General features: G+C 70.3%; 26 protein-coding genes. 16 read left to right on the top strand and 10 right to left on the bottom strand.

Going from position 1 to position 24,688, the window contains the following annotated elements; translation table 11 throughout:
* Positions 1-324: 324 nt before the first annotated feature.
* Positions 325-1,842: a glutamate-cysteine ligase family protein gene (locus OG254_RS08370; protein ID WP_351195761.1), complete on the top strand. Its 1,518-nt coding sequence runs from the start codon at positions 325-327 to the stop codon at positions 1,840-1,842.
* Between the two features lie 139 nt (positions 1,843-1,981).
* Here OG254_RS08370 and OG254_RS08365 read toward each other — a convergent pair whose 3' ends face one another.
* The gene (locus OG254_RS08365) at positions 1,982-3,754 is read right to left on the bottom strand and encodes a substrate-binding and VWA domain-containing protein (protein ID WP_405579004.1); all 1,773 of its coding nucleotides are present in this window, start codon (positions 3,752-3,754) and stop codon (positions 1,982-1,984) included.
* Positions 3,755-3,859: 105 nt separating this feature from the next.
* Between OG254_RS08365 and OG254_RS08360 the strand changes: the two genes are divergently transcribed.
* The gene (locus OG254_RS08360; RefSeq protein ID WP_405579001.1) at positions 3,860-4,660 is read left to right on the top strand and encodes a CPBP family intramembrane glutamic endopeptidase; all 801 of its coding nucleotides are present in this window, start codon (positions 3,860-3,862) and stop codon (positions 4,658-4,660) included.
* A gap of 13 nt (positions 4,661-4,673) precedes the next feature.
* Here OG254_RS08360 and OG254_RS08355 read toward each other — a convergent pair whose 3' ends face one another.
* Entirely contained in the window at positions 4,674-5,483 is an 810-nt protein-coding gene (locus tag OG254_RS08355; RefSeq protein WP_405578998.1) for a PhzF family phenazine biosynthesis protein, read from the bottom strand.
* Between the two features lie 192 nt (positions 5,484-5,675).
* On the opposite strand from OG254_RS08355, the gene OG254_RS08350 reads away from it, so the two are divergent.
* Positions 5,676-6,296 (top strand): PadR family transcriptional regulator, encoded by a 621-nt coding sequence (locus OG254_RS08350; protein WP_405578996.1) that lies wholly within the window; start codon positions 5,676-5,678, stop codon positions 6,294-6,296.
* 85 nt (positions 6,297-6,381) lie between these two features.
* Here the strand turns inward: OG254_RS08350 and OG254_RS08345 are convergent, their stop codons facing one another.
* Positions 6,382-6,813 (bottom strand): SRPBCC family protein, encoded by a 432-nt coding sequence (locus tag OG254_RS08345; protein ID WP_147997294.1) that lies wholly within the window; start codon positions 6,811-6,813, stop codon positions 6,382-6,384.
* 115 nt (positions 6,814-6,928) lie between these two features.
* Complete coding sequence (locus OG254_RS08340) at positions 6,929-7,117, bottom strand: hypothetical protein (RefSeq protein ID WP_187284622.1); 189 nt, start codon at positions 7,115-7,117, stop codon at positions 6,929-6,931.
* 198 nt (positions 7,118-7,315) lie between these two features.
* Between OG254_RS08340 and OG254_RS08335 the strand changes: the two genes are divergently transcribed.
* The 3 genes from OG254_RS08335 to OG254_RS08325 all read left to right on the top strand — a co-directional run bounded on the left by OG254_RS08335 (position 7,316) and on the right by OG254_RS08325 (position 10,230).
* A complete protein-coding gene (locus tag OG254_RS08335) occupies positions 7,316-7,876 on the top strand; it encodes a Clp protease N-terminal domain-containing protein (protein WP_351195751.1) in 561 nt (186 codons plus the stop codon).
* A gap of 186 nt (positions 7,877-8,062) precedes the next feature.
* Positions 8,063-9,067 (top strand): EamA family transporter, encoded by a 1,005-nt coding sequence (locus OG254_RS08330; protein ID WP_405578991.1) that lies wholly within the window; start codon positions 8,063-8,065, stop codon positions 9,065-9,067.
* A 200-nt stretch (positions 9,068-9,267) separates the two neighbouring features.
* Positions 9,268-10,230, top strand: a complete 963-nt coding sequence (locus OG254_RS08325) for a DMT family transporter (RefSeq protein WP_405578989.1) — start codon at positions 9,268-9,270, stop codon at positions 10,228-10,230.
* 69 nt (positions 10,231-10,299) lie between these two features.
* Here the strand turns inward: OG254_RS08325 and OG254_RS08320 are convergent, their stop codons facing one another.
* Positions 10,300-10,932: an FMN-binding negative transcriptional regulator gene (locus OG254_RS08320; RefSeq protein WP_405578986.1), complete on the bottom strand. Its 633-nt coding sequence runs from the start codon at positions 10,930-10,932 to the stop codon at positions 10,300-10,302.
* Positions 10,932-11,615, bottom strand: a complete 684-nt coding sequence (locus OG254_RS08315) for a pyridoxamine 5'-phosphate oxidase family protein (protein WP_405578983.1) — start codon at positions 11,613-11,615, stop codon at positions 10,932-10,934. The genes OG254_RS08320 and OG254_RS08315 overlap by 1 nt, the downstream gene beginning before the upstream one ends.
* A 35-nt stretch (positions 11,616-11,650) precedes the next feature.
* On the opposite strand from OG254_RS08315, the gene OG254_RS08310 reads away from it, so the two are divergent.
* A complete protein-coding gene (locus tag OG254_RS08310) occupies positions 11,651-12,982 on the top strand; it encodes an aminotransferase class I/II-fold pyridoxal phosphate-dependent enzyme (RefSeq protein WP_405578980.1) in 1,332 nt (443 codons plus the stop codon).
* Positions 12,983-13,030: 48 nt separating this feature from the next.
* Here OG254_RS08310 and OG254_RS08305 read toward each other — a convergent pair whose 3' ends face one another.
* Entirely contained in the window at positions 13,031-13,975 is a 945-nt protein-coding gene (locus tag OG254_RS08305; protein WP_405578978.1) for a DMT family transporter, read from the bottom strand.
* Positions 13,976-14,049: 74 nt separating this feature from the next.
* Here OG254_RS08305 and OG254_RS08300 point away from each other — a divergent pair, with 74 nt between their 5' ends.
* On the top strand, positions 14,050-14,952 hold the full coding sequence (locus OG254_RS08300) for a LysR family transcriptional regulator (protein WP_351195741.1): 903 nt from the start codon (positions 14,050-14,052) through the stop codon (positions 14,950-14,952).
* A 12-nt stretch (positions 14,953-14,964) separates the two neighbouring features.
* Here OG254_RS08300 and OG254_RS08295 read toward each other — a convergent pair whose 3' ends face one another.
* Complete coding sequence (locus OG254_RS08295) at positions 14,965-15,432, bottom strand: pyridoxamine 5'-phosphate oxidase family protein (protein ID WP_351195740.1); 468 nt, start codon at positions 15,430-15,432, stop codon at positions 14,965-14,967.
* 138 nt (positions 15,433-15,570) lie between these two features.
* On the opposite strand from OG254_RS08295, the gene OG254_RS08290 reads away from it, so the two are divergent.
* A complete protein-coding gene (locus OG254_RS08290) occupies positions 15,571-16,221 on the top strand; it encodes a cysteine hydrolase (protein WP_405578975.1) in 651 nt (216 codons plus the stop codon).
* A gap of 21 nt (positions 16,222-16,242) precedes the next feature.
* On the opposite strand, the gene OG254_RS08285 is transcribed toward OG254_RS08290, so the two are convergent.
* On the bottom strand, positions 16,243-16,731 hold the full coding sequence (locus tag OG254_RS08285; protein ID WP_405578972.1) for a Rieske (2Fe-2S) protein: 489 nt from the start codon (positions 16,729-16,731) through the stop codon (positions 16,243-16,245).
* Positions 16,732-17,523: 792 nt separating this feature from the next.
* Here OG254_RS08285 and OG254_RS08280 point away from each other — a divergent pair.
* Complete coding sequence (locus OG254_RS08280) at positions 17,524-18,828, top strand: M64 family metallopeptidase (RefSeq protein WP_405578970.1); 1,305 nt, start codon at positions 17,524-17,526, stop codon at positions 18,826-18,828.
* A 62-nt stretch (positions 18,829-18,890) separates the two neighbouring features.
* Here the strand turns inward: OG254_RS08280 and OG254_RS08275 are convergent, their stop codons facing one another.
* Positions 18,891-19,217 (bottom strand): hypothetical protein, encoded by a 327-nt coding sequence (locus tag OG254_RS08275; RefSeq protein WP_405578967.1) that lies wholly within the window; start codon positions 19,215-19,217, stop codon positions 18,891-18,893.
* 559 nt (positions 19,218-19,776) lie between these two features.
* On the opposite strand from OG254_RS08275, the gene OG254_RS08270 reads away from it, so the two are divergent.
* The 6 genes from OG254_RS08270 (at position 19,777) to OG254_RS08245 (ending at position 24,618) form a co-directional block, all read left to right on the top strand.
* Positions 19,777-19,911, top strand: coding sequence for a hypothetical protein (locus tag OG254_RS08270; RefSeq protein WP_405578964.1), 135 nt, complete (start codon positions 19,777-19,779; stop codon positions 19,909-19,911).
* 56 nt (positions 19,912-19,967) lie between these two features.
* Complete coding sequence (locus OG254_RS08265; protein WP_405578961.1) at positions 19,968-20,732, top strand: HipA family kinase; 765 nt, start codon at positions 19,968-19,970, stop codon at positions 20,730-20,732.
* On the top strand, positions 20,729-21,178 hold the full coding sequence (locus OG254_RS08260; protein WP_351195731.1) for a DUF3037 domain-containing protein: 450 nt from the start codon (positions 20,729-20,731) through the stop codon (positions 21,176-21,178). Before OG254_RS08265 ends, OG254_RS08260 begins: the two co-directional genes overlap by 4 nt.
* A 114-nt stretch (positions 21,179-21,292) precedes the next feature.
* The gene (fabG, locus tag OG254_RS08255; RefSeq protein ID WP_405578958.1) at positions 21,293-22,054 is read left to right on the top strand and encodes a 3-oxoacyl-ACP reductase FabG; all 762 of its coding nucleotides are present in this window, start codon (positions 21,293-21,295) and stop codon (positions 22,052-22,054) included.
* A 19-nt stretch (positions 22,055-22,073) separates the two neighbouring features.
* Positions 22,074-22,835, top strand: a complete 762-nt coding sequence (locus tag OG254_RS08250; RefSeq protein ID WP_351195728.1) for an SDR family oxidoreductase — start codon at positions 22,074-22,076, stop codon at positions 22,833-22,835.
* A gap of 202 nt (positions 22,836-23,037) precedes the next feature.
* On the top strand, positions 23,038-24,618 hold the full coding sequence (locus OG254_RS08245) for an ABC transporter substrate-binding protein (protein ID WP_405578955.1): 1,581 nt from the start codon (positions 23,038-23,040) through the stop codon (positions 24,616-24,618).
* Positions 24,619-24,688 lie beyond the last annotated feature (70 nt).

The following is a 24,688-nucleotide window of genomic DNA, read 5'->3' as shown; positions in this document are numbered from 1 at the left end:
TTTTGGTGCACCCGGCAAGGAGTCAATCGGTCGCTGATTTGCGGGAATCATCCCGATTCCTGGTGGGCGCCGTGGCGGTGACCTCGAAAAATGCCATCCGTGTGGACGGCCAATTCTCGTCGGCGTTTTTCACGAGTTCGTGAGCCGTCCGAAACTGCACAGTGCACCATGCCCGCTGAATGTGCCACCGGTCACATCCGACAGAGTAGCGGGCGCAGGGTTCGCGTGGGACGTTATCGATCGCTTCTGCTGGGCATCATCCCACCTGACCCGGGAGACCGGCGGCCGGATCGACGGCCCGCCCATCCGAGGAGGGAAGCCTAGATGGGGGAGAAGGTCGTGGCAGGTCGGTTCGATCTGTCCGATCGCCAGCACTACCGTGACAAGCTGCGGCAGTGTCTGACGGGCCTGGAGCGGCTGCTGGCGGAGAAGCGGTTCGATCGACCCAAGAACCTGATGGGGCTGGAGATCGAATTGAACCTCACCGGCGCCGACGGCATGCCGAGAATGTTGAATGCGCAGGTGCTGGAGCGGATCGCGAGCCGCGATTTCCAAACAGAACTCGCCATGTTCAACCTGGAAGTGAACATAGCCCCACATCGATTGCAGGGGCGGGTATTCGACCGGCTGGCCGAAGAACTCCGTACGTCACTGGCATATGCCGATCGAAAAGCGGGCGAGGTCGACGCCGGAATCGTGATGATCGGCATTCTGCCGACGCTCGACCGCGACGACCTGGTCTCCTCGAACCTCTCGGACGTGGATCGCTACGCCCTGCTCAACGATCAGATCGTGGCGGCCCGCGGTGAGGACTTCAGGCTCGACATCGACGGCGTGGAGCGCCTGACGTGCACCTCGAAGTCCATCGCCCCCGAGGCCGCCTGCACCTCCGTGCAGCTGCACCTCCAGGTCACTCCGGGCCGCTTCGCCGACGTCTGGAACGCGGCCCAGGCGGTCGCCGCCGTGCAGGTCGCCATCGGCGCCAACTCGCCGTTCCTGTTCGGGCGTGAGCTGTGGCGCGAGTCGCGCCCGCCGCTCTTCCAGCAGTCCACCGACACCCGCCCGCCCGAACTCCAGGCCCAGGGCGTGCGACCGCGCACCTGGTTCGGGGAGCGCTGGGTCACCTCCGCGTACGACCTCTTCGAGGAGAACCTGCGCTACTTCCCGGCCCTGCTGCCGATCTGTGACGACGAGGACCCGCTGGAGGTCCTCGATGCGGGCGGCACACCGACCCTCGCGGAACTCGTCCTGCACAACGGCACCGTGTACCGCTGGAACCGGCCGGTCTACGGCATCGCCGACGGAGTGCCGCACCTGCGCGTGGAGAACCGCGTGCTGCCCGCCGGGCCGACCGTCACGGACGTCATCGCCAACGCGGCCTTCTACTACGGCGTCGTCCGCGCCCTCGCCGAGGAGTCGCGGCCCGTGTGGACCCGGATGTCCTTCGAGGCGGCGGCCGCCAACTTCGACGCGGCCTGCAAGCACGGCATCGACGCCCGGCTGATCTGGCCCCGGCGCGGCCGCTACGGCGGGACGGCCGAGGTCGACGCGGTGAGCCTCGTACGCGACGAACTCCTTCCGCTCGCCGAAGTCGGCCTCGACGCGTGGGGGGTCGAGCCGGCCGACCGCGACCTCTACCTCGGCGTCATCGAGGAGCGCTGCCGCCGGCGCATGAACGGCGCCACCTGGCAGGCGGCCACCTTCCATCGCGCACTGGAGTCGGGCCTGACCCGGGACGCCGCGCTCGCGGCCACGACGCGGCGGTACCGCGAGCTGATGCATCGCGGGGATCCGGTGCACACCTGGCCCGTGGGGCTGTTGGAGCCGGTGCCGCTGGGCTGACGGGCACCATGCGCTCCGCAGGAAGTGCCGCGTCCTGTTGTCGCTCGTCTACGGCGCCGTCGTGGCTGGTCGCGCAGTTCCCCGCGCCCCTTGGGGGCGCTGCCGAACCGCAGCGGACTGCGCCCGACCGCCCGGCCCGTCAGCCCAGCCGGTCCGGTGACGCCGCGTTCACGATCGCCTTGAGGATCACCGAGTGGATCTGGGACGGGTCCGTCACCTCGTGGCCCGAGCCGCCCGTGGCCGCGGCGATGCGGTTGGCCTCGTCGAGGTCGGCGTCGGGCCCGACGGCGATCATGATGAGGGCGACCGGGCGCTCGGGGTCGGTGAGGCGCTCCAGCTGGGCGACGAGTTCGGCGCGCGAGACGCTGCCGGGGTCCTCGTTCACGCCATCGGTGAGGACGACCAGGGCGTTGAACTTCCCCTCGGCGTAGGAGCCGGTCGCCGCCCGGTACGCGGCGAGCGTCGTGTCGTACAGCCCGGTCGCGCCGTCCGGCACCGGCGCCAGGTCGCCGAACGCCGCCGAGAGCCGTTCGCGCTGCGCGCCGGCGCCCTCGCGGTCGCCGAGTCGCTCGGTCGGCACGAGGACGCGGTAGTCCTTGTCGCCGTCCAGCTCGGTGGCGAAGTCCCACAGGCCGATCTCGTCGTCGGCCGTGAACGTGGCGAGGGCCTGGAGCAGCGACTCCCTGGTCACGTCCATCCGTGACCGCCCGCTGCCCGGGACCCGCTCGGACATGGAGGCGGAGCTGTCCACGACGGTGGTGATCCGCGCGCTCTGGACGGTGATCGTCCACACCCCGAGGGTCTCCTGGAGCGCGACCGCCGAGGCCGGCCGGATCGCGGGCTTCGCGTACGGCTGCGGGCCGCTGCCGCCGGCCCCGGTCACCAGCGCGTCCGGCACCTCCTCCTCGGACGTCCTGAAGCCGTGCCGCTCCAGCAGCCGCAGCTGCCGCGGATCCCGCAGATAGCTCACGAACCGGATCGCGGCCCGGCTCTCGTCGGTCGTCAGGCCGGCCTGGCCGAGCAGCGTGTACGGGTAGTCCAGCCGGGGCGAGCCGTCCTTCGGGTAGAAGAAGTCGAGGTCGTCCCCGCCGTCCGCCGCGGAGTTGTACATGTACGCCGCCTGCTCGCTGACGACCAGCGCCTGGTTGCGCCTAGGGTTGCCCTGCTCGGTGCCCGAGGCGTCACGCGGCAGCGTTTCCAGGATCTGGCCGTCGCTGTCGGAGACGCGCTGCGAGAGCGCCTTCATCATCCCCGCGGTCTGTGTGTCCCCGCCGGCGTCCCCGGCGGAGGCCGCGCTCAGCCGGGTGAGCGCGAGCAGCCCGGTCGCGCTGCGCGCGGGGTCGGCCGCACCGAGCCGGAGCGAGTCGTCGCGCAGGGCGGCGCCGGCCAGCTCCATCCAGCCGTACGCCTTCTTCGGCCACCCCAGCGACTTCGCGGCCGTCGGGACCATCGCCACTCCCACCGGTGTGGAGGCGACATGGCCCACCGTGGAGACGTCGGCCGTGTCACCGTCGGTGCCGAGCCGCTCCAGCCACACCTCCGAGTCCGGCACCCACACCTCGGCGCCGGGGTCCTTGCCCGCCAGGAGGGTGTCGGCGACCTTGTACGACTCGCGCGCGCTCACCGTGACGGCGACGCACCGTCCGTCGGAGGTGAGGTCGTCCTCGCGGGCCCGCTCGGCCGCGGTCCGCAGGGCGGGGGCCAGGTCGGGGGAGGCGGCCACGGTGAGCCGTACCGGATCGTCCTGGCAGGAGGAGCCCAGGGAGAACAGTCCGCCGCGGACCGCGGCGGCCGTACCGCCGACGACTGCCAGGACGACGACCGTGGCGACGGCCACCGTGCGGCGTCGTGCGCGTCGACGGGGGCCGCTGCCGTCCGCCCCATACTGATCGGGCAAGCTGTGACGTCCCATGTCGGTCACCCCAACGGCCTGTCGCGCACGGTCTTCGTAACTGTTTTCGAGACCCTAGCGGTGCGGCAATGCGGATGAGGCGGGATTACTCAACTGGAGGCAGGAGTGCAGGGCGAGGCAGGCCCCGTGGCCGATTCTTTTCCGTATGAGCGGCCCTCCCGACGGATCTTCCGTGATGAGACGCTGCTCGTTCTGGCGCTTTCGCTCGGTGCGAGCGGTGTGTCCGCCCTGATCAGTTTTGTCGGTTCCGTCACCAAACCCGGTGGCCTGAAGGACCAGGCCGCCACGCTCAACGCCTCGGCCGCTCCAGGGCGTCCCTGGCTGGATCTCGCCTGGCAGCTCTTCGGGATCACCAGCGCGCTGGTGCCGGTCGCCCTGGTCGCACACTTCCTGCTGCGCGAGGGCGCGAGCCTGCGCACCCTCGGCTTCGACCGCACCCGCCCCTGGCCCGACCTCGGCCGCGGCGCGGCGATCGCGGCGGTGATCGGCAGCACCGGAATCGCCTTCTACCTGGGCGCCCGTGGCCTCGGCTTCAACCTCACGGTGGTCCCCGAGGCGCTGCCCGACGTGTGGTGGAAGTACCCGGTGCTGATCCTGTCGGCGCTGCAGAACGCGATCCTGGAAGAGGTCATCGTCGTCGGCTATCTGCTGCGCCGGCTGGGCCAGTTGGGCTGGACGCCCGGCACCGCGCTGGTGGCCAGTTCCGTACTGCGCGGCTCGTACCACCTCTACCAGGGCATCGGCGGCTTCCTCGGCAACATGGCGATGGGCGTCGTGTTCGTGTACCTGTACCGGCGATGGGGCCGGGTGGGCCCGCTGGTCGTGGCGCATTCCCTGCTGGACATAGGGGCGTTCGTCGGCTACGCGCTGCTGGCCGGGAGGGTGGACTGGCTGCCGACGGCGTGAGCGATGACGCCCCCTAGGTGATCAACTCCCCGTCGATGACGGTCACGGCGCGGCCGCTCAGCAGCGTGCGGTCGCCGCGGAGCTCCGTGCGGACGCGGCCGGAGCGGCGGGAGGCCTGAAGGCCGGTGAGCCCGGTCCGGCCGAGGCGCTCGGACCAGAAGGGGGCGAGGGCCGTGTGGGCGCTGCCGGTGACCGGGTCCTCGTCGATGCCGACGTTCGGGAAGAAGCAGCGCGAGACGAAGTCGTAGCCGCGCGCGGGGTCCTCGGCGCGGGCGGTGGCGATGATGCCGCGCTCCGAGTGGGCGCCGAGTGCCCGGAGGTCCGGGGCCAGGCCGAGGACCGTCTTCTCGTCGGCGAGTTCGAGGAGCAGGTCGCCGATGTTCGGGCCGGTGTCGCGGGCGAGGAGCGGCTGCGCGCCGAGTGCCTCGGCGACGCCGTCCGGCACCTCGACGGGGGTGAGCGGCGCGGTCGGGAAGTCGAGCGTGACCGACCCGTCGTCGCCGGGCGTGGCGAGCAGCACCCCGCTGTGGGTGGCGAACCGCACGGGCCCCTCGTGCACGCCGGTGCTGTGCAGCACATGGGCCGTGGCGAGCGTGGCGTGCCCGCACATCGCCACCTCGGCGACCGGCGTGAACCACCGCAACGCCCAGTCGGCCTCCCCGCCCGCGGGCAACGGGTGCGCGAAGGCCGTCTCGGCGTGATTGACCTCCATGGCCACCTTCTGGAGCCAGTCGTCCTCCGGGAAGGCGTCGAGAAGCAGCACGCCGGCCGGGTTGCCGGCGAAGGGACGGTCGGAGAAGGCGTCGACGATTCGAATCCGCATGTCGCCGACCGTAGGGGGTGCGCGGAGGGGGCGGCCAAGGCCAATTCGGAGTTGCTGGACCCATCTGCCGCGGAAGTGGATCACGGACGCCCTGAAGAACGCGTCTTGTCATGCGATCGGTTCCGATATATCGTTGAGGCATCGCGACAGATCAGCGATGCGACAGATCAACGATGAAATGGAGTGATTGCGATGCGTTCCCAAGGATTCGAGCGTGGGCATGGTGGACACGGTCACCGCGGCCGAGGTGGATTCGAGCAGCTGCGTGGCGCCTTTGGGCCCTTCGGTCCCGGCGGTGGCCCCGGTTTCGGTGGGCCCGGATTCGGCGGACCCGGCCCCTGGGGGCCGCGGGGTCGAGGAGGGCCGCGAGGCAGGGCCCGGCGCGGTGACGTACGGGCATCGATCCTCGCCCTGCTGAAGGACCGCCCCATGCACGGCTACGAGATGATCCAGGAGATCGCCGAGCGCAGCGGCGGGGCGTGGAAGCCCAGCCCCGGCTCGGTGTACCCCACCCTCCAGCTGTTGGAGGACGAGGGCCTGATCGCCAGTGAGACCGAGGGCGGCAAGAAGCTGTTCTCGCTCACCGAGGCGGGCCGCGAGGCGGCCGAGTCCGGTCCCGAGGCGCCCTGGGAGGAAGCCTCCCGCGGTGTCGACTGGGAGGCCCTCGGTGAGATCCGTCAGGCCGGCTTCGGGCTGATGGAGGCCTTCGGCCAGGTCTGGAAGACGGGCAGCAAGGAGCAGCGCGACAAGGCGCTGACCGTCATCAACGACGCCCGCAAGAAGCTGTACCTGATCCTCGCCGACGAGGACTGAGCAGCACCGGCGGCCTGCCCGCCGTGAAGGAAGGCGCCCCGTGGAGCGATCCGCGGGGCGCCTTCACGCGTGCGGCCGGCGCGGCTCAGGTCACCAGACCCTCCAGCTTGCGCAGCGACTCGTTCAGTGCCGCCGTCGCCGAGTCCTTGAGCTTGCCCGCCATCAACGACACCGCCGCGCCCGTGAACTCGCCGTCGATGCGTACCGCCGTCGCGGCGTCGCCGTCCGGCGTGAGGGTGTAGCGCGTGGCCACGGTCACGGCCATCGGGCCCTTGCCGCGAATCGCGAGCACCCGCGCCGGCTCCAGTTCCTCGATGGTCCACTCGACCTCGGCCGGGAACCCCATCAGCTTCATGTTCTCCTGGAAGGTCCCGCCCACTTCGAGCGCCGTGGGGCCGCCGCTCGGGAAGCTGGTGTGGGTCGCGTTCCACTGGCCGTACGCCGACCAGTCCGTCAGCTGTGCCCAGACCTTTTCGGCCGGTGCCTCGATGCGTGACTCCGCGCTGACTTCGGCCATGCGACCACCCCTTCGTCTCGGGCTACGGTGTCGCGGAACGTAGCCGTGGGGGCCGGAACATTCAATACTGATGAACCGTCAGAATGTGTGGAGGTGTGGGACCTGCCCCACGGGGTCAGCCCACCAGCCGGATGACCGCCGCGTCGAAGAGATCCCACGCCCGCGGTAACGCGCTCTCCTCGTGGCAGTGCCACGCCTCCCAGAACAGGTCGGCGAGCAGGGCGTCCTTCGGGGCGTACACCCGGTAGACGTACTGTCTGCCGTCGACGGCCGGCAGCGCCACCAGCCAGCACCTGCTCTCCATGTCCCTGTGGGACGTAGCGCGCAGCGCCCTGGTTGCGTGTGCGGCGCACTGCAAGGCGGCGCGCGCCCCTGGGGGTCTTTCGGCGTGATCTCATCCGTAAGGAGGAGATTCCGGCCGACGGACTCCACTCTGTGTGGGACGCAAAAATGCTTCCCCCCGGCGATGACTCGGCTCGATGTGGCTGATGGGGTAGAGGTTGTGCAACCCCGTATCCCCCGGCAGTCGGCCCAGGAACAGGACTGTCGGCGCCCGGACACCCCGGCGGACGGTGCCAGGCTCAGCGACGAACTGGCAGCGGTGGTCTCCGGTGCCCGCCGCAGGGCGCTCAGGGACGGGGACCGGCAGATCGACACGGCCCATCTGCTGCACTCGCTCCTGGAGCACGACCCGGATGTGTACGCCGTCTTCGGCGAGGGCCCCCAGATCGCCCGGCTGCTCGGCTACCTCGTGCAGCGCACCATCGGCTACGGCCTGCGCTGGCAGGGCACCGTCGAGGACTCCGGCGCCGTCCCCGTCGTGATGCACGGCGAGGGTTTCTCCCCGCTGGCCGCGAGCGCGATGGAGCACGCCTGCCGTCGCGCCACCCTGCGCGGCGACACTGCCGCCCGCGGCGTCGACCTGCTCGCGGCGATCGTCGTGGACCCCCAGGCACGCGCCGTCGAGGTGCTCGGCCGCGCCGGCATCGACGCGACCGTCGTACGCGCCCGCATGGACGAACCCCGCGACGAGTACGTCACCGGCGGCGAGGGCGCCCGCTAGGAGCGTCGGTCGGCAACCTCGCCTGACGGCCGGGACTCCCCGGCCGTGGCCCCGCCGACGCCGCCCGCCACCTTCCGGAACCCCGGTGCCGGCCATGCTCGTCGCGTCCCGATCCACCCCGTCGACCGTCCACACCGCGAGACAGGTGTCAACGGGGATGACGCTGCTGTCATCGCCTGTCATCATGTGCCGGTGCGTAAGTCTGAGAGCGGTCAGGTGGGCCGTGGCAAGGGTGTCGGGCTCGGTCTGGCGGTCGGATCCGCGATCGCCTTCGGAGGTTCCGGAGTCGCGGCCAAGCCGCTGATCGAGGCGGGGCTCGACCCGCTCCACGTGGTGTGGCTGCGCGTGGCCGGCGCCGCCCTCGTGATGCTGCCGCTCGCCGTGCGCCACCGGGCACTGCTGCGCGCCCGTCCCGCACTGCTCGCCGGGTTCGGCCTGCTCGGCGTGGCCGGAGTGCAGGCGTTCTACTTCGCCTCGATCTCCCGCATCCCGGTCGGCGTCGCCCTGCTCGTCGAGTACCTGGCACCCGCCCTGGTCCTCGGCTGGGTGCGGTTCGTGCAGCGGCGGCCCGTGACGCGTGCCGCCGCCGTCGGCGTGGTCCTCGCGGTCGGCGGCCTCGTCTGCGTCGTCGAGGTCTGGGCGGGCCTGAGCTTCGACGCCCTCGGCCTGCTCCTCGCGCTCGGCGCCGCCTGCTGCCAGGTCGGCTACTTCGTCCTGGCCGACCAGGGCAGCGGCTCCGGCGAGCGGGCACCCGACCCGCTCGGTGTCATCGCTTTCGGCCTGCTGGTCGGCGCCGCCGTCCTGACCGTCGTGGCCCGCCCCTGGACCATGGACTGGACGGTCCTCGCGGGCACCGCCGACATGAACGGAACCGCGGTCGCGGCCCCCCTGCTGCTGGCCTGGATCGTGCTCGTCGCCACGGTCGTCGCGTACGTCACCGGCGTGGTCTCGGTCCGGCGGCTGTCACCGCAGGTCGCCGGCGTCGTGGCGTGCCTCGAAGCGGTGATCGCGACCGTCCTCGCGTGGTTCCTGCTCGGCGAGCACCTCTCGGCGCCGCAGATCATCGGCGGCGCGGTCGTCCTCGCCGGGGCGTTCATCGCGCAGTCGTCCGCACCCGCCAAGGTCTCCGCCGAGCCGGTGGCCGGCGGTGGACCCGAGCGCGAGTTGTCCGCCCGCGGAAACCTCGCCTAGGCTGCGTGATCATGCCTTCGACACTCGTTCTTCCGCCTCCGGCCGCCTGAGGCGGGCCTCCGGAAGCCAAGCCTCGGTGCCTGACGGGAACTGAACCCCGCGCACCGCACGGCCCAACGGTGCTGCCCGCAGACGAAGTCCATGGACCCCGCTGAACCGGGCTCCTCCCAGCACTTCTGCATGTCTGCGGAGAACCACTCGTGTCGAACACACCTGTCTCCGGCCTGCCCATCGGGCGAGGCCTCATCTACCTGATCATCGCCGGTGCCGCCTGGGGCACCGCGGGCGCGGCCGCCTCCCTGGTCTACCGGACCAGTGACATGGGGCCGATCGCCCTCTCCTTCTGGCGCTGCGCGATCGGTTTCGTGTTGCTGCTCGCCGTGCGGCTGCTGCGTCCCCGTCCTCGGCGCACCGTCTCCGAGTCCCTCGCCCGCAAGGCGCTGCGGGCCGGGGCCACGGGCATCGGACTCGCCGTGTTCCAGACGGCCTACTTCGCGGCCGTGGAGGCCACCGGACTCGCCGTGGGCACTGTGGTGACCCTGGGCGCAGGGCCCGTGTTCATCGCGCTCGGCGCCCGGCTGACCCTGGGGGAGCGGCTCGGCCGCGGCGGCGTCGCCGCGGTGGCCGGCGCGCTCACCGGGCTCGCGGTGCTCGCGCTCGGCGGCGAGGGCGCGACCGTACGGCCGTGGGGCGTGCTGCTCGCGCTGGTGTCCGCCGCCGGCTACTCCGTGCTGACGCTGCTGACCCGCAAGTGGGGCCGCGACGGCGGGGCCGACGCGGCCGACACGTCCGTGTGGGCCTTCGCGGTCACCAGCCTGTGCCTGCTGCCGCTCGCCCTCGCCGAGGGGCTCCTGCCGCACACGGCCGATGCCCTCCGGCTCGGCTGGCTGCTGGCGTACATCGCGGCAGTCCCCACGGCTCTGGCGTACGCCCTCTACTTCGCGGGCGCGGCCGCCGTACGGTCCGCCACCGTCTCCGTGATCATGCTGCTGGAGCCGGTCAGCGCGGCGGTGCTGGCCGTCGTCCTGCTCGGTGAGCACCTGACCGCCCCGACCCTCGTCGGCACCCTGCTGATGCTCGGGTCGGTCGCGGGCCTCGCGGTCGCGGAGACCCGCGGGGCGCGGCGGGAACGGCAGCGGGAGCGCGAACCGATGCCGGCCTGATGCGGAGGGTCCGGCGCCGCGCGCGGTGCCGGACCCCTCAACTCCGAAGCCTCCGCGCAGCCTCCGTACTCAGGCCGGCCGCCGTCGCAGCATGTGGTCGCGCGCCGCCGCGTCACGCGGGCCGCCCCGCCCGGCCAGATTCCCCGCGATGCGGTCCTGGACCTCCTCCGACCGCCTGCCGCCGAACTTGAACTTCGCGCGCACACCGGTCACTTCGAGCCGCAGCCCGCGGATGCCCGACAGCAGCCTGCCGTACGGCACCTCGCCGACCGCCACCTCCGCCGAACCGCCCTCCGGCTGGAAGTGACCGACCTGGCGGTTCAGCAGCTCGGCCTTCTCGGCCGGGTCGTCCACGACACGCGCCCGGCACCGGAGCTGGACCGCCGCGTAGAAGCTGGTCGGTTCGCCGTGCTCGGGCGGCTGCTCCGGTCCCGCCTGCCAGGGGCCCGGCACATACACGTAGTCGTCGACGACGCTCAGCACGACCTCGGGGTGCGCGAGCAGCGCCGGCCACATCGGATTCGGGCGGGCCAGATGCGTGACGACCTCGCCGCGCCCGGCGTCGTACGCGAAGTGCAGCGGCTGGACATGCGGCGGCTCGCCGTCCAGGCCGTTGACCACCAGCTGCCCGAAGTCGTGGACCTCCAGCCACCGCTGCCACTCGGTGTCGTCGCGGGGCTCGTCCCAGGGGTGGATCAGCATCACAGGGCCGCGAGGTAGTCGGGGAGTTCGGTGCCGGGGGCCAGCTCGGGGTCGCCGACCGGTGCCTCGTAGCCCTTGCGCAGCGGGACGACGCCGGCCCAGTGGGGGAGGGCGAGGTCCTCGGGCTCGTCGTTGACGCCGCCGGTGCGCAGCTTGGCGGAGACCTCGTTCAGGTCGAGGCGAATCACGGCGGTGGCGGCGAGCTCCTTCTTGTTGGCGGGCCGGGAGTCACGGGCCCGGCCCGCCACCACGTGGTCGACGAGCGCGTCGAGGGCGATCCGCTTCTCCTGCGGGTCCGTCACGTCGTACGCGGTGCCGTGCACCACCACGGACCGGTAGTTGATCGAGTGGTGGAAGGCCGAGCGGGCCAGGATCAGAGCGTCGACATGCGTGACGGTCAGGCACACGGGCAGCCCGGGGTCGGCCTGGCCCGTCATCCGCAGCGGGCGCGAACCCGTGGAGCCGTGGACGTAGAGCGTCTCGCCGACCCGGCCGAACAGCGTGGGCAGCACCACCGGCGCGCCGTCGCGGACGAAACCGAGGTGGCAGACGTAGGCCTCGTCGAGTATCGCGTGGACCAGTTCCTTGTCGTACGCCGCACGATCCGCGGAGCGGGTGGGGACGGTGCGGTCGGTCGGCGTGTAGACGGCGGGTTGCGGCGCCTGTTCCTCGGACCCCAGCATTGCTTTCTCCATTGCACTAGTGCATAATGTCGTTTGTGCTAGAAGGATATCGGATCGAAGGGCGTCGCGCAGCTGAGATCGCGGCGAGCGTCGAGCGTGCGGTCGGCTCGGGTGAGCTGGAGCCGGGCCAACTGCTGCCGCCCATGCGGGAGTTGGCGACGGACCTCGGGGTGAACCCCAACACGGTCGCGGCCGCCTATCGCGTCCTGCGGGACCGCGGAGTGATCGAGACCGCGGGCCGCCGGGGGAGCCGGGTGCGGCCGAGGCCCGCCACGACCGGCCGCGAGTTCGTCCGGGTGGACGTGCCCGACGGCGTCCGCAATGTGGCGAGCGGCAACCCCGACCTGGCACTGCTGCCGTCGCTGGCGAAGGCCTTCGCGGCCGCGGGCGAGCTGGCCGACCGGGATCCGGTGCTGTACGGGGACGACCCCGTGGAGCCGGAGCTGGCACGCATCGCGCGCGACTGGCTGGACGCCGACGGAGTGCCGGAAGGTCCGCTGGCCGTCGCCTCGGGCTCGCTCGACGCCATCGAGCGCGTCCTCGCTGCCCACCTCAAGCCCGGGGACACGGTCGCCGTCGAGGACCCCGGCTGGGGCAGCCTGCTGGATCTGATCCCGGCGCTCGGCCTGCGCACGGTCCCTGTCGGCGTCGACGACGAGGGGCCACTGCCCGACGACGTGCGGCGGGCCCTCGACTCCGGGGCGCGCGCCCTGATCGTGACCGACCGCGTGCAGAACCCCACCGGAGCCGTGGTGAGCGCCACGCGCGCGCGTGCCCTGCGCTCCACGCTGCGGCAGCACCCGGATCTCCTGCTGATCGAGGACGACCACGGCCACGGCATCGTCGACCTCCCTCTGCACCCCCTGGCCGGCATCACCCGCCACTGGGCCTTCGTCCGCTCGGTCGCCAAGGCGTACGGCCCCGACCTGCGGCTCGCCGTGCTCACCGGCGACGAGGTCACGGTGGACCGGGTGCGCGGACGCCAGCGACTCGGCGCCGGCTGGGTGAGCCGGCTGGTGCAGCGGGCCGTGGTGCGGCTCTGGACCGACGGCGCGGTGGACCCGGCGGCAGTGGCGGCGACGTACGCCGGGCGTCGTGACCTGCTGATTCGGGCGCTGGCCGAGCGGGGGGTCGAGGCCCATGGGCGCAGCGGCCTCAACGTCTGGATCCCGGTGCCCGACGAGACGGGCGCAGTGGCCCGCCTGCTGCATGCCGGCTGGGCGGTCGCCCCCGGCGCCCGCTTCCGCACGAGCTCACCGCCCGGAATCCGGGTCACCACCTCGACGCTCCGCGAGGAGGAGGCCGGCCCGCTGGCGGACGCGGTGGCGACGGCGGTGGGACCGGGGCCGACAAGGAGCTACATGTAGGACGCGAGGGCTGGTGCCGACCTCAAACGATTGCCGAGCCCCTCCCCGTCAGGCGTTCTTTCGGCGCACTTGGGTCAGCGCCGCCCCCGCCAGCACAACCACCGCCCCCACCGGCGTCGACCAGGCAAGCGACTCGCCCAGCAGGGCAACCCCCGCAGCGGTCGCGATCACCGGAATGAAATACGTGACCATCTGAGCCGTGGTGGGCCCGACCTCGGCGACCAACCCGTACTGGATCAACACGGCCAGCCCGGTCCCGAGCGCCCCCAGCGCCACGATCGCCAGCAGCGGCACGGGGGAGAGCCGCGTCGGCAACGAGGTGAACAACGGTGTGACGACGGCCAGTTGGACCGTGGCCAGCAACAACTGCGCGCCGGTCAGCGACAGATGCGACTCACGGGACCCGGCCAGCGTCCGGCGGACGTATATCCAGCCGATCGGGTAGCTCAGCGAGGCCAGCAGCGCCATCGCCGTACCCGTGGCGTCCAGCCCGTGAAAGCCCTGCCACGCCCCGAGCACCGTCAGGACGCCGAGGAACCCGATCCCGAGCCCGGCGACCCGCACGCGCGTAGGCCGGTCCTCCGACAGCGCGACCAGGGACAGGGCCATGCCCCACAGCGGCGAGGTCGCGTTGCAGATGCCCGCCAGCGTGGACGGGATCGTCAGCTCGGAGTACGCGAACAAGGAGAACGGCAGCGCGTTCAGCAGGAACGCGGCGACCGTCAGATGCCCCCAGGTGCGCGCCCCGCGCGGCAGCCGCTGCCGCTTCACCGCCATCGCGGCCGCCAGAACCGCCGTACCGAACACCAGCCGTCCCAGCGTGACCTGGAACGGGGCGTACCCGTCGGTGCCCACCTTGATGAGCAGGAAGCTGAAACCCCAGATCAGGGAGAGGGCGGCGAACCGCAGACGCCAGTCGAGGCGGCCGCGAGGGCGGGAGGGGACGGCGGAAGCGGCCCCGGCCGCGTCACGTGCGGCGGTGGCGGTGGTCATGGCAGCAACCATGCCGTGCCGGACCTCGTAGCACAATCGAGATTTCGCGAGCGATATCTCGTAGCATTGCTTACATGTTGAACCTGGAGCGCCTGCGCACCCTCGACGCCCTCGCCCGGCACGGCTCGGTGAGCGCCGCCGCCGAAGGGCTGCACATCACGACATCGGCCGTCTCGCAGCAGATGTCCAAGCTGGAGCGGGAGGTCGGCCAGCAGCTCCTCGCCAAGAACGGCCGGGGCGTGCGCCTCACCGACGCCGGGCGGCTGCTCGCCGAACACGCGGCGCGCATCCTGTCGCAGGTCGAGCTCGCCCAGGCCGATCTGGAGGCCCAGCGCGGGCAGGTGGTCGGCGAGCTGCGGCTGGTCGCGTTCCCCACCGCCCTGCGCGGGCTCTTCCCGGCCGCGCTCACCGCGCTGCGCGCCGACCATCCGGCGCTGCGCCTGACGTCACGCGAGCTGGAGCCCGAGGACGGGGTCGCCGCGGTGATGCGGGGCGACGCCGACCTGGCCGTCGTCCTCGACTGGTACAACAAGCCCCTGCCCATGCCGGAGGGGCTCGCCAAGGCCCCGATCCTCGACGACCGCGTGGAGATCGCCATGCCCGAGGGGCACCCGCTCGCCGACCTGCGTGAGGTCGACCTGGCGGACTTCGCGGGCGACGAGTGGGTCGCCTGGCCCGAGGGCGAGTTCTGTCACGAGTGGCTGCTGTACACGCTGCGGACCAAGGGGATCGAGCCCCGCATCGCCCATCGCGCCGAGGAGCACCACACCCAACTCGCGCTGGTCGCCGCCGGGTTGGGCGTCTGTGTCGCGCCCCGGCTGGGCCGTGACCCGATGCCGCTGGGCGTGCGGGCCGTGCCTGTGCGCAACCGCGTCCACCGGTACATCTACGCGGTGTGGCGCGCCGACGCCGACCGCCGCCCGTCGATCCGGGCGGCGGTGCAGGCGCTGCAGGCGGCCGCCGAGAAGGCCGGCTGAGGCCGAAAGTCCCTAACGCGACCCCAGCTTCCGGAAGTCCCAGGACACGATCTTCTCGGGAGTCAGCCGCATCCAGGCGTGCCGCCCGTCGTGCGGCATCTCGTCGAGGCCGAAGTTCTTTCGGGCGAACAGCGTCTCGGGCACGTCGAGTTCGGCACGCAGCTCGCCCACCCGCGGCGCCTCGCCCACGAATTCGACGGTGCCGGACAGCTCGACGCCGCGCAGTTGCTCGTACTCCTCACCCGTGTCGATCACGATCGCGACCCGCGGATCGCGCCGCAGATCGGTCCACCGCTTGCTGCGGACGACCGAGTACAGCCACAGCGAGTTGCCGTCCCAGGCGAACCACAGGGCGCTGACATGCGGAAAGCCGTCGCCGGACACCGTGGCGACCCGACAGGTGCGCTGCTCGGTGAGGAACTCGTCCAGCTCACCGGGCGTCATCATGATCTTCCGGCCCCGGCGCTGAGTGACGGTCATACGTCCCCCTCTTCTCTCACGTCGTGCCAGAGGAGAGATCCTCTGACATCACGTCAGAAAAGGATGAGTCGTCTTCCGTCCACACGCAATGGTGGCTACTGTCACCGGCCCACGCCGCCGTCGGCCACAGGGGGACCCATGCCGTCGTCCGCACACCTCAGCGAACTCCTCGACCCCGCGACCACCGCCCTGCTCACCGTCGAGTGCCAGCGCGGCGTCGTCGGGCCGGAGAGCGCGCTGCCCGAACTCGCCGAGCAGGCACGCTCCTCGGGAGCCCTGGACAACGTCGCCCGGCTGGTCGCGGCCGCCCACGCGAGCGGCGTCCAGGTGATCCACGCGATCGCCGAACGCCGCCCGGACGGCCGCGGCGCCAACCACAACGCCCGCCTCTTCCGCGCCGCCGAACGGCTCCCCGTCCGGCAGCTGTCCGGCAGCGAGGCGGTCCGCGTGGCGGAGCCGATCGAGGTCGCCGAGGAGGACCTCGTCGTACGGCGACTGCACGGCCTGTCCCCGATCCAGGGCACCGACGTCGACGCCCTGCTGCGCAACCTCGGCTGCCGCACGCTGATCGTCAGCGGCGTCTCGGCCAACGTCGCGATCCCCAACGCCGTCTTCGACGCGGTGAACCGGGGCTATGTCGTGGTCGTGCCACGGGACGCCATCGCCGGGGTGCCCTCCGATTACACCCCCGCGATGATCAGCCACACCCTCGCATTGGTCGCCACGGTCGCGACCACGGACGAGGTTCTGGGCTGCTTCAAGCGTCCGCCCCGTGCGGGTCGGGCCTGAGCCCTGTCCGTCGTGACCCGGTCAGGCGAGCGTGATCGAGTCGCCCGACACGGTGATCTGCTTCTCGGCCAGTGCCTGGGTCGCGGGCCCCTTCTTCACGCTGCCGTCGAGCACGGAGAACTGGCTGCCGTGGCAGGCACAGGAGAGGGTGTCCTCCTTGAGGTCCGTCATCGGGCAGTTCTGGTGGGTGCAGATCGTCGAGAAGGCCTTGAAGTCGCCCGCCGCCGGCTGCGAGACGACCACCTTCTCGTCGCTGAAGACCTTGCCCGAACCTTCCGGGATGTCGGCGGTCTTGGCGAGAGCCGCGCCACCGGCGCCCGCGTCGGCGGACGAGCCACCCGCCTCGGTCGTCGCACCGGCGCCGGCGGCGCCCTGTTCGGTGGACGAGCCCGATGCCTCGTCGTCCGATCCGCACGCGGTCAGCGCAACGGCGAGCCCCGCCGCGCCGACCGCCGCCACGACGGTACGGCGGCTCGGTCCCGACACCGGCTGAACTGATTCGCTGGTCATGCAGACGTTCCTTCCCGTCATTCGTGATCTGTCGTCAGGTACGGCCCCTGGGGACCGGCTGTTCAGGAGACGTTCGAAATCCTGGCCCGCTGACCAGGCGAGGTGGGTAAAGCGGAGCTGTCGGTCCCCTGTCGACGGCTGTCGATTCGCTGTCAACGTCCGTCGATTTGCTGTCGACGCGTCGGCGGCTTCACGTGCCGGGCCACACCGCGGGGCACACTCATGCCTCACAACTGCGTCCATGGCCGACGCTCACCCGTCGTCAGCGGTACCCACACGTCCGCTGTGGGCCCGTGCTCTTCGACTCCACTGCAAGAGTGGCCGGGAGGTCACGCTAAGAGTGGCCGGGAGGTCACGCTCCCGCCTCACGTCCTGGAGGCCCTGGAACGCCACAACCACCGGCTCGACCGTGGCGTTGTGGTCTTCAACCATCACCAAGGGCCGCTCCGGACACCGCCTCGCCGACAGTAACTGGCGCATGCGGTCCATACTCACAGCGGCCGCTGGCCACCCGAGTTCCGTCACCCCGGCCCATACCCCAGCGACCACGGTCGACTTCCCTGACCTCGCACCACGGCCCGCTAGGCCACGTTTCCTTCAAGCGGTTCATGACGTCGACCCCTTTCTCGCGGGCCACTTGCCTCTCAGTACTTGTCTCTCGTCAAGTCAACCCCCTATGTTGTGCGGCGAGTTAAGCCCACTTAACTCCCCAGTTAACCCCCCACTCAATGCGAGGTCTTAGTGCACCTCCATAGACACCTCCTCCGTGCGGTCACTGCAGGCACACTCGCCTTGGCCGCGTCCGGCGCTGCCGCCATCCCGGCCCCGGCGGCGTCCACTTCCGCCGCCGCCAACGCCCACTCCCCGTCCTCCGCAGACGCCCGCACCGTGGAGTATTTCCCCGACCAGCACGGTGAGGGCAGACACCGCCAGGTCCCCGTCACCGTTCCGCAGCGGATCAGGCAGGCACAATCGGCCCCGGCGGTGCCGCTGGGAGACACCCGCGTGACCGCGCTACAGCGGACAGGCTCCGCCGACGGCCGCCTCGACGTCGTGATCATCGGCGACGGCTACGCGGCCGGCCAGCAGGCCGACTTGGAGGCGGACGCACGCACCACACTCGACTCGATCTTCCAGATCGAGCCCTATCGGAGCTACCGCGGGCTGTTCAACTTCTGGCTGGTGAAGGCCGTCTCCAACCAGTCGGGCGTCTCCGGCGATCCGACCCAGGACGTCGTCAGGGACACCGCCGTCAGCAGCTACTTCTACTGCGACGGCGTCGAGCGGCTGCTCTGCGTCGACGAGCGAAAGGTTGACTCGTACGCGCGAAAGGCCCCGGACTCCGACGTCGTCTTCGTCATCGCGAACTCCACAAAGTACGGCGGCGCCGGATACAGCGGTCTCACCTCGACCGCCGGACACACGGGTATCGCCACGATGTCCTCCGACAACCCCAGCTCCTACCTCATAGGGGCCCATGAACTCGGCCATTCCATAGGCCTGCTCGGGGACGAGTACCAGGACGGAGGTGGCGACCGCTACCCAGGGCCGGAGCCCACCGAGCCCAACCTCACGATGCAGACCGCCGCCGACATGCGGTACTACCGGACCAAGTGGTACCGCTGGATCGGCCGGAGTGATCCGTCGGGTGGCACGGTCGACGCGTACGAGGGCGGCGGTTACCACAACAAGGGCATCTACCGGCCCACCGAGAACTCCATCATGCGGAGCCTGAGCAACAACAAGTTCAACCTGCCTGGCCGGGAAGCGATGATCGCGGGCTTCTATCGCCACGCCACCCTGCTCACCCCCGGCATCTCCACCGCCCGCACCCTGGGCGCTTCGACAACGCTCCGCGTCAGCCTCGCCCCACTGCTGGGCGACAGCCTGTCCGACGTCCGCGTGCACTGGTACGTCGACGGGGTCCAGGTCCGCGAGGCGCTTGGCCGTCGCGCCGTCACGCCGAGTGCGCTGGGTATCGACCAGGGCACGCACACGGTCACCGCGAAGGCCGTCGACCACACATCGGCCTTGCGCGAGCCGGCTTCACGGCAAGCCGCGTCCAGCAGTGTGACCTGGCGGATCGCCGCCCCATGAGGGCACAGGCGGTGGCCCCTGCCACGACCCACGTGCGCAGGGGCCACCGTCGGCGACGGGTCCTAGGGGAAGTTGATCGTCGCGTCGGTGGAGATGGAGACGACGACGGAGCCTGCGCTGTCGGCGGTGAAGGGAATCGTCCCCATGTTCTTCTTGGTGATGTTCCACAAGTCGACGAAGAAGGCCCGCGATTGCTCGACGTCGGCTCCTGTGCCGGTGCGGTGGACGTGACCGCCGACGTACCTGTCGAAGTCCAGTTCAAGGATGGCGTCGTGGGCATGGATGAGCACGTTCCCGGCCTCATGGTTGGCGCCCGGATAGATGACCCGGATTTCCTCGCCGCCGATGTGGAGGGTGTTGTCATTGCCGTGGAGGACCCTTTGTGGCATCGGACGCGCCGGATCCTTGTGCAGGCCGAGAATAGCGGCGCGATCACCGCACCCACGTGGTCCAGGTGGGAGTGGCTGTAGATGCTTGGTGGCGGTGTTGCCCTGCGCTACGCCTGCGCTGAATGCGAGAGCCCCTGTGCCGGCTACGGCAGCGGCACTTCAGCCCCGGATTATTGAACGACGGTTGATCACGACTCTCCTCTGATTCAACGGAGTTGGAATCTGCTCGGTCGAGGAAACACTAAGAGCTGCTTGAAACTTCATCAAGTTTTTGAGGGCGATATCTTTGACGTCACCAAGTCACTTTTATGTGACCGCCCTGGGCCGCTGTTGGCTATTGAAAGCCAGGCGAAATCGCTGAAGTCGGATCGATGTAGGCTGCCCGAATGAGCAGAGCACCTGGGAGGGGTACGGAGATCTACGGCGCGAGCACGCCGACGCGGGAGGCGCTTGAGCGTCCGGCGAGCCGGTGGACCGTGCTCATCACCAGTGCCCTGGAGGATGCCTGGAGCGGGACGGACTCATCGCCCGCCGGGTCTTCGCTGAGGTTCCGGTTCGCGTGGAGTACGAGCTCACTGCCCTGGGCGGCACCATGTGCCCGGTCCTGCAGGATATTCGGAGATGGGCAGAGGAGATGGCCCCTGCCATCGGCGAAGCGCAGGCCCCTTACGACCAGGCGCAGCTGCTCGAATGACCCACGTGCCAGGTCGGACGTGGATTACAGGACTGAAGAGACAGGCTGCCTGGGAAATGCTGAAAGAAGTCACCGCGACCCGCTACATCACGCCGCTGCGTGAGGGCGGCTCGCTGCCGGGGCTCGTCGAGGCCGACGACTTCGGGACGTACGTCCTGAAGTTCACCGGCGCCGGACAGGGCCGCAAGACGCTCATCGCCGAGATCGTCTGCGGCGAACTCGCCCGCAGGCTGGGCTTCAGGGTGCCCCGGCTGGTGACGGTCGAACTCGACCCGGTGCTGGGGCTCGGCGAACCCGACCAGCAGGTGCAGGACCTGCTCAGGTCCAGCGGCGGCACCAACCTCGGGATGGACTTCCTCTCCGGCGCGCTCGGCTTCGACCCGCTCGCCTTCGAGGTGAGCGCCGAGGAAGCCGGCCGGATCGTCTGGTTCGACGCCCTGGTGAACAACGTCGACCGGTCCTGGCGCAACCCCAACCTGCTCATGTGGCACCGCGATCTGTGGCTCATCGACCACGGCGCGACCATGATCTGGCACCACAACTGGCCCGGGGCACAGGCCTCGGCGGAGCGCGCGTACGACGCCTCCGACCACGCCCTCGCCTCCTTCGCGCCCGATGTGCTCGGCGCCGCCGCCGAGTTGGCGCCGCTGGTCACCGAGGACCTGCTCGCCGAGGTGACCGCCGAGATCCCGGACGCCTGGCTGGCCGCGGAGCCCGGCTTCGACACCCCGGACGACCTCCGGCGGGCCTATGCGAGACCGCTGCTGGCCCGGGCTGCCGTCATCCACGAGCGCGTCACCGGAATCGAGGAGACCAAGTGAGCGAGCGCCACATTCACATGGCCGGCCATGTGGTCGAACGCCACATCATCCGGGGCGGCGAGAGGAACGACCGGGACGTCTTCGAGTACGCCCTCCTGCGCGTCGTCCCCCGCGTCGAACGCGGCGAGTGCATCAACGCGGGCGTGCTGGTGTACTGCCGGCCACAGGGCTACGTCGGCGCCCGCACCCATCTCGACGAGGCGCGGCTGCTCGCCCTCGACCCGGACGCGGACGTGGCCGGTATCCGGGCCGCCCTCGGGGCCGTCGAGCGCGTCTGCGGCGGCAGCGAGGCGGCCGGGCAGGCGGCCGGCGACGACGCCGGGCGGCGCTTTCGCTGGCTCATCGCGCCCCGCTCCACGGTCGTCCAGCCGGGGCCCGTGCATACCGGGCTCACCTCCGATCCGGCGGCCGAGGCGGAACGGCTGCTGGAGGTGTTGGTGAAGTGACGGGTCAGGTAATGGATCACATGCGTGCGGTCACCGTTGACACCGCGTGCCAGGACTTCTAGCGTCACGTGCATCGAAGGTACTAAGCGGTCGCTCATTCGAGGAGAGTCACTCATGTCCACCACTGAGCAGCGGGTCGCCGTCGTCACCGGCGCAGCGCGCGGCATCGGCGCCGCCACCGCCGTACGACTGGCCGCCGAGGGCCGCGCGGTCGCCGTGATCGACCTCGACGAGGCCGCCTGCAAGGACACCGTGGAGAAGATCACCGCGGCCGGTGGCAAGGCCATCGCGGTCGGCTGTGACGTCTCCGACGAGGCCCAGGTCGAGGCCGCCGTCGCGCGGATCGCCGAGGAGCTCGGTGCCCCGACGATCCTGGTCAACAACGCCGGCGTGCTGCGCGACAACCTGCTGTTCAAGATGAGCGTCTCCGACTGGGACACCGTCATGAACGTCCACCTGCGCGGCGCCTTCCTGATGTCCAAGGCCTGCCAGAAGCACATGGTGGACGCGGGCTTCGGCCGGATCGTCAACCTCTCCTCGTCCTCCGCGCTCGGCAACCGCGGCCAGGTCAACTACTCCGCCGCCAAGGCCGGCCTGCAGGGCTTCACCAAGACCCTCGCCAAGGAGCTCGGCAAGTTCGGCGTCACCGCCAACTCCGTCGCCCCCGGCTTCATCGCCACCGAGATGACCAAGGCCACCGCCGACCGCGTCGGCATGGGCTTCGAGGACTTCAAGGCCGCCGCCGCCACCCAGATCCCGGTCGCGCGCGTCGGCGAGCCCGAGGACATCGCCAACGCCATCGCCTTCTTCACCGGCGAGGCGGCCGGGTTCGTCTCCGGCCAGGTGCTGTACGTCGCCGGCGGACCGCTCGACTAGGGCTCAGGGAGACACGGACATGACTGCACTGCCTGAACTCTCCGGCAAGGTCGCCCTCGTCACGGGCGCCAGCCGCGGCATCGGCTACGGCGTCGCCGAGGCGCTCGTCGCCCGCGGCGACCGGGTCGTCATCACCGGCCGGGGCGAGGACGCCCTCAAGGAGGCCGTCGAGCAGCTCGGCGCCGAGCGCGCCATCTACGTGGCCGGCAAGGCGCACGACGAGGCCCACCAGGCCGTCGCCGTCGAGCGCGCCATGGAGGCCTTCGGCCGGGTCGACTTCCTGGTCAACAACGCCGGGACCAACCCGGTGTTCGGGCCGCTCGCCGATCTCGACCTGGGCGTCGCCCGCAAGGTCTTCGAGACCAACGTGATCTCGGCGCTCGGCTTCGCGCAGAAGACCTGGCACGCCTGGCAGAAGGACAACGGTGGCGCGATCGTCAACATCGCCTCCGTCGCCGGCATCGCGCCCTCGCCGTTCATCGCCGCCTACGGCGTCAGCAAGGCCGCGATGATCAACCTCACCCAGCAGATGGCGCACGAGTTCGCGCCCAAGGTGCGGGTCAACGCCATCGCGCCGGCCGTGGTGAAGACCAAGTTCGCGCAGGCCCTGTACGAGGGCCGGGAGGAGGAGGCCGCCGCGGCCTACCCGCTGGCCCGGCTCGGCGTGCCCTCCGACATCGGCGGCGCCGCCGCGTTCCTCACCTCGGACCAGTCCGACTGGGTCACCGGGCAGACGCTCGTCGTCGACGGCGGCATCTTCCTCAACGCCGGCGTCGGCTGACGACGGCGGTGGGCGCCCGCGCGGCGAGGTCGACGAACGCGCGGGCGCCCACCTCGTGGGGGCGTAAACAGGAAGAGCGCCGTTGTTTCCTGCCACCGACATACCCGCTGATCAAGGGCCTGCCAGGGCGGAGGTCCAAGCGGCCGAACACTGCGGTATGGTCTGGCCACCCTTGTGATATGCCCGATCGAGGATGGTGCGCGTGTTCAAGCGGGACAGATACCTCCGCCAGCTGGCGGCGGTCACGGCCATAGGCATGGTCGCCGGTTGTGGTGTCTTCTCCTCTGACTCGTCCGAAAGTGAGAGTCCGATCGTTGTGGGGACCACCAGTGCCCCGAGCACGCTGGATCCGGCGGCCGCCTGGGACAGTTCCTGGGAGCTGTTCCGCAATGTCTTCCAGACCCTGTTGAACTACAGCCCCGGCGCGTCCGAGCCCGAGCCCGACGCTGCCGAGAGCTGCAGGTTCACGGACACCTCGACCACGGTGTACAGCTGCACGCTGCGCGAGGGTCTGAAGTTCTCCGACGGACGGGACCTGGACGCTCAGGCCGTCAAGTACTCCATCGACCGGGTCAAGAAGATCAAGGTCAACGGTGGCCCTGTGGGACTGCTGGGGAGCCTCTCCCGGGTCCAGGTGAAGGGCGACCGCGAGGTCGTCTTCCACCTCAACGAGCCCGACGCCACCTTCCCGTTCGTACTGTCCACGCCCGCGATGTCCATCGTGAACCCCGACGAGTACGCCGCGGACAAGCTCCGCGAGGACGGAAAGATCGGTGGCTCGGGGCCGTACAGCCTCTCCTCCTACGAGGACGGCGAGCGGGCCGAGCTCGTCAGCAACGACAACTACAACGGAATCGCGGACCGCAAGAACAACGGCGTCACCATCCGCTACTTCAAGCAGTCGTCCGACATGGTCGACGCCCTGAAGGACAAGCAGATCGACGTCATCTACCGCGGACTGCCCGCCTCCGAAACCGTGGACATCCAGGTGAAGGGCAAGGACGAGGGGCTCCAGCTCATCGAGAACTCCACGACCGAGATCAGTTACCTGGTGTTCAACCCCAAGGACCCATGGGCCAAGAGGCCCGAGGTCCGCAAGGCGATCGCCCAGGTCATCGACCGACCGTTGCTCGCCCACAAGATCTACAAGGACACCGTCGAACCGCTGTACTCCATGATCCCCCGGGGTCTGGTCGGCCACACCACGAGCTTCTTCGACAGCTTCGGGAACCCCAACCCCGACAAGGCCGAGAAGATCCTCACCGAGGCGGGCATCACCGATCCGGTCCCGCTCCAGCTCTGGTACACCAGCGACCGTTACGGCTCGCAGACCAAGCCCGCGTTCGAGGAGCTGAAGCGGCAGCTGGAGGAGTCCGGACTGTTCACCGTCACCCTCAAGAGCCGCCCCTGGAAGACGTACGTGCAGGGCTACCAGAACGGTGAATACCCGGTGTTCGGGCGTGGCTGGTTCCCTGACTTCGCCGACGCCGACAACTTCGTCGCGCCCTTCGTGGGCCAGGAGAACGCACTCGGCACTCCCTACCTGGCGCCCAAGATCACCGAGACGCTGCTGCCCGAGTCGCGCCGCAAGAGCGACCGTGGCGCCGTGGCCAAGGAGTTCGAGGAGGCCCAGCAGATCGTCGTGGAAGACGCGCGACTTCTGCCGCTGTGGCAGGGCAAGCAGTTCGTGGCCGCGAGCGAGGAGATCTCCGGCGCGGAGCAGTCCATCGACCCCGCGACGATGATGACGATGTGGACGCTGTCCCGGAAGACCAGCTGGTAGCGCGATTGTCAGTGGGCGCCTGTAGGTTCTGTGCTCGGAAGGGGGCCGCGCTCCGGCGCGGCCGTCCGCG

This window comes from Streptomyces sp. NBC_01092, assembly GCF_045039535.1.
Lineage (GTDB): Bacteria > Actinomycetota > Actinomycetes > Streptomycetales > Streptomycetaceae > Streptomyces.
The sequence above is the reverse complement of the archived record's forward strand: the minus strand, read 5'-3'. Positions and strand labels throughout refer to the sequence as shown.

Bases quoted from the DNA above. Each gene is read 5' to 3' on its own strand.
- OG254_RS08300 (WP_351195741.1), top strand. From the start codon at position 14,050: ATGTTGAACCTGGAGCGCCTGCGCACCCTCGACGCCCTCGCCCGGCAC.
- OG254_RS08305 (WP_405578978.1), bottom strand. From the start codon at position 13,975: ATGACCACCGCCACCGCCGCACGTGACGCGGCCGGGGCCGCTTCCGCC.
- OG254_RS08265 (WP_405578961.1), top strand. From the start codon at position 19,968: ATGCTGAAAGAAGTCACCGCGACCCGCTACATCACGCCGCTGCGTGAG.
- OG254_RS08295 (WP_351195740.1), bottom strand. From the start codon at position 15,432: ATGACCGTCACTCAGCGCCGGGGCCGGAAGATCATGATGACGCCCGGT.
- OG254_RS08320 (WP_405578986.1), bottom strand. From the start codon at position 10,932: ATGCTGATCCACCCCTGGGACGAGCCCCGCGACGACACCGAGTGGCAG.
- OG254_RS08290 (WP_405578975.1), top strand. From the start codon at position 15,571: ATGCCGTCGTCCGCACACCTCAGCGAACTCCTCGACCCCGCGACCACC.
- OG254_RS08275 (WP_405578967.1), bottom strand. From the start codon at position 19,217: ATGCCACAAAGGGTCCTCCACGGCAATGACAACACCCTCCACATCGGC.
- OG254_RS08315 (WP_405578983.1), bottom strand. From the start codon at position 11,615: ATGCTGGGGTCCGAGGAACAGGCGCCGCAACCCGCCGTCTACACGCCG.
- OG254_RS08250 (WP_351195728.1), top strand. From the start codon at position 22,074: ATGACTGCACTGCCTGAACTCTCCGGCAAGGTCGCCCTCGTCACGGGC.
- fabG (WP_405578958.1), top strand. From the start codon at position 21,293: ATGTCCACCACTGAGCAGCGGGTCGCCGTCGTCACCGGCGCAGCGCGC.
- OG254_RS08365 (WP_405579004.1), bottom strand. From the start codon at position 3,754: ATGGGACGTCACAGCTTGCCCGATCAGTATGGGGCGGACGGCAGCGGC.
- OG254_RS08340 (WP_187284622.1), bottom strand. From the start codon at position 7,117: ATGGAGAGCAGGTGCTGGCTGGTGGCGCTGCCGGCCGTCGACGGCAGA.
- OG254_RS08355 (WP_405578998.1), bottom strand. From the start codon at position 5,483: ATGCGGATTCGAATCGTCGACGCCTTCTCCGACCGTCCCTTCGCCGGC.
- OG254_RS08345 (WP_147997294.1), bottom strand. From the start codon at position 6,813: ATGGCCGAAGTCAGCGCGGAGTCACGCATCGAGGCACCGGCCGAAAAG.
- OG254_RS08285 (WP_405578972.1), bottom strand. From the start codon at position 16,731: ATGACCAGCGAATCAGTTCAGCCGGTGTCGGGACCGAGCCGCCGTACC.
- OG254_RS08370 (WP_351195761.1), top strand. From the start codon at position 325: ATGGGGGAGAAGGTCGTGGCAGGTCGGTTCGATCTGTCCGATCGCCAG.
- OG254_RS08350 (WP_405578996.1), top strand. From the start codon at position 5,676: ATGCGTTCCCAAGGATTCGAGCGTGGGCATGGTGGACACGGTCACCGC.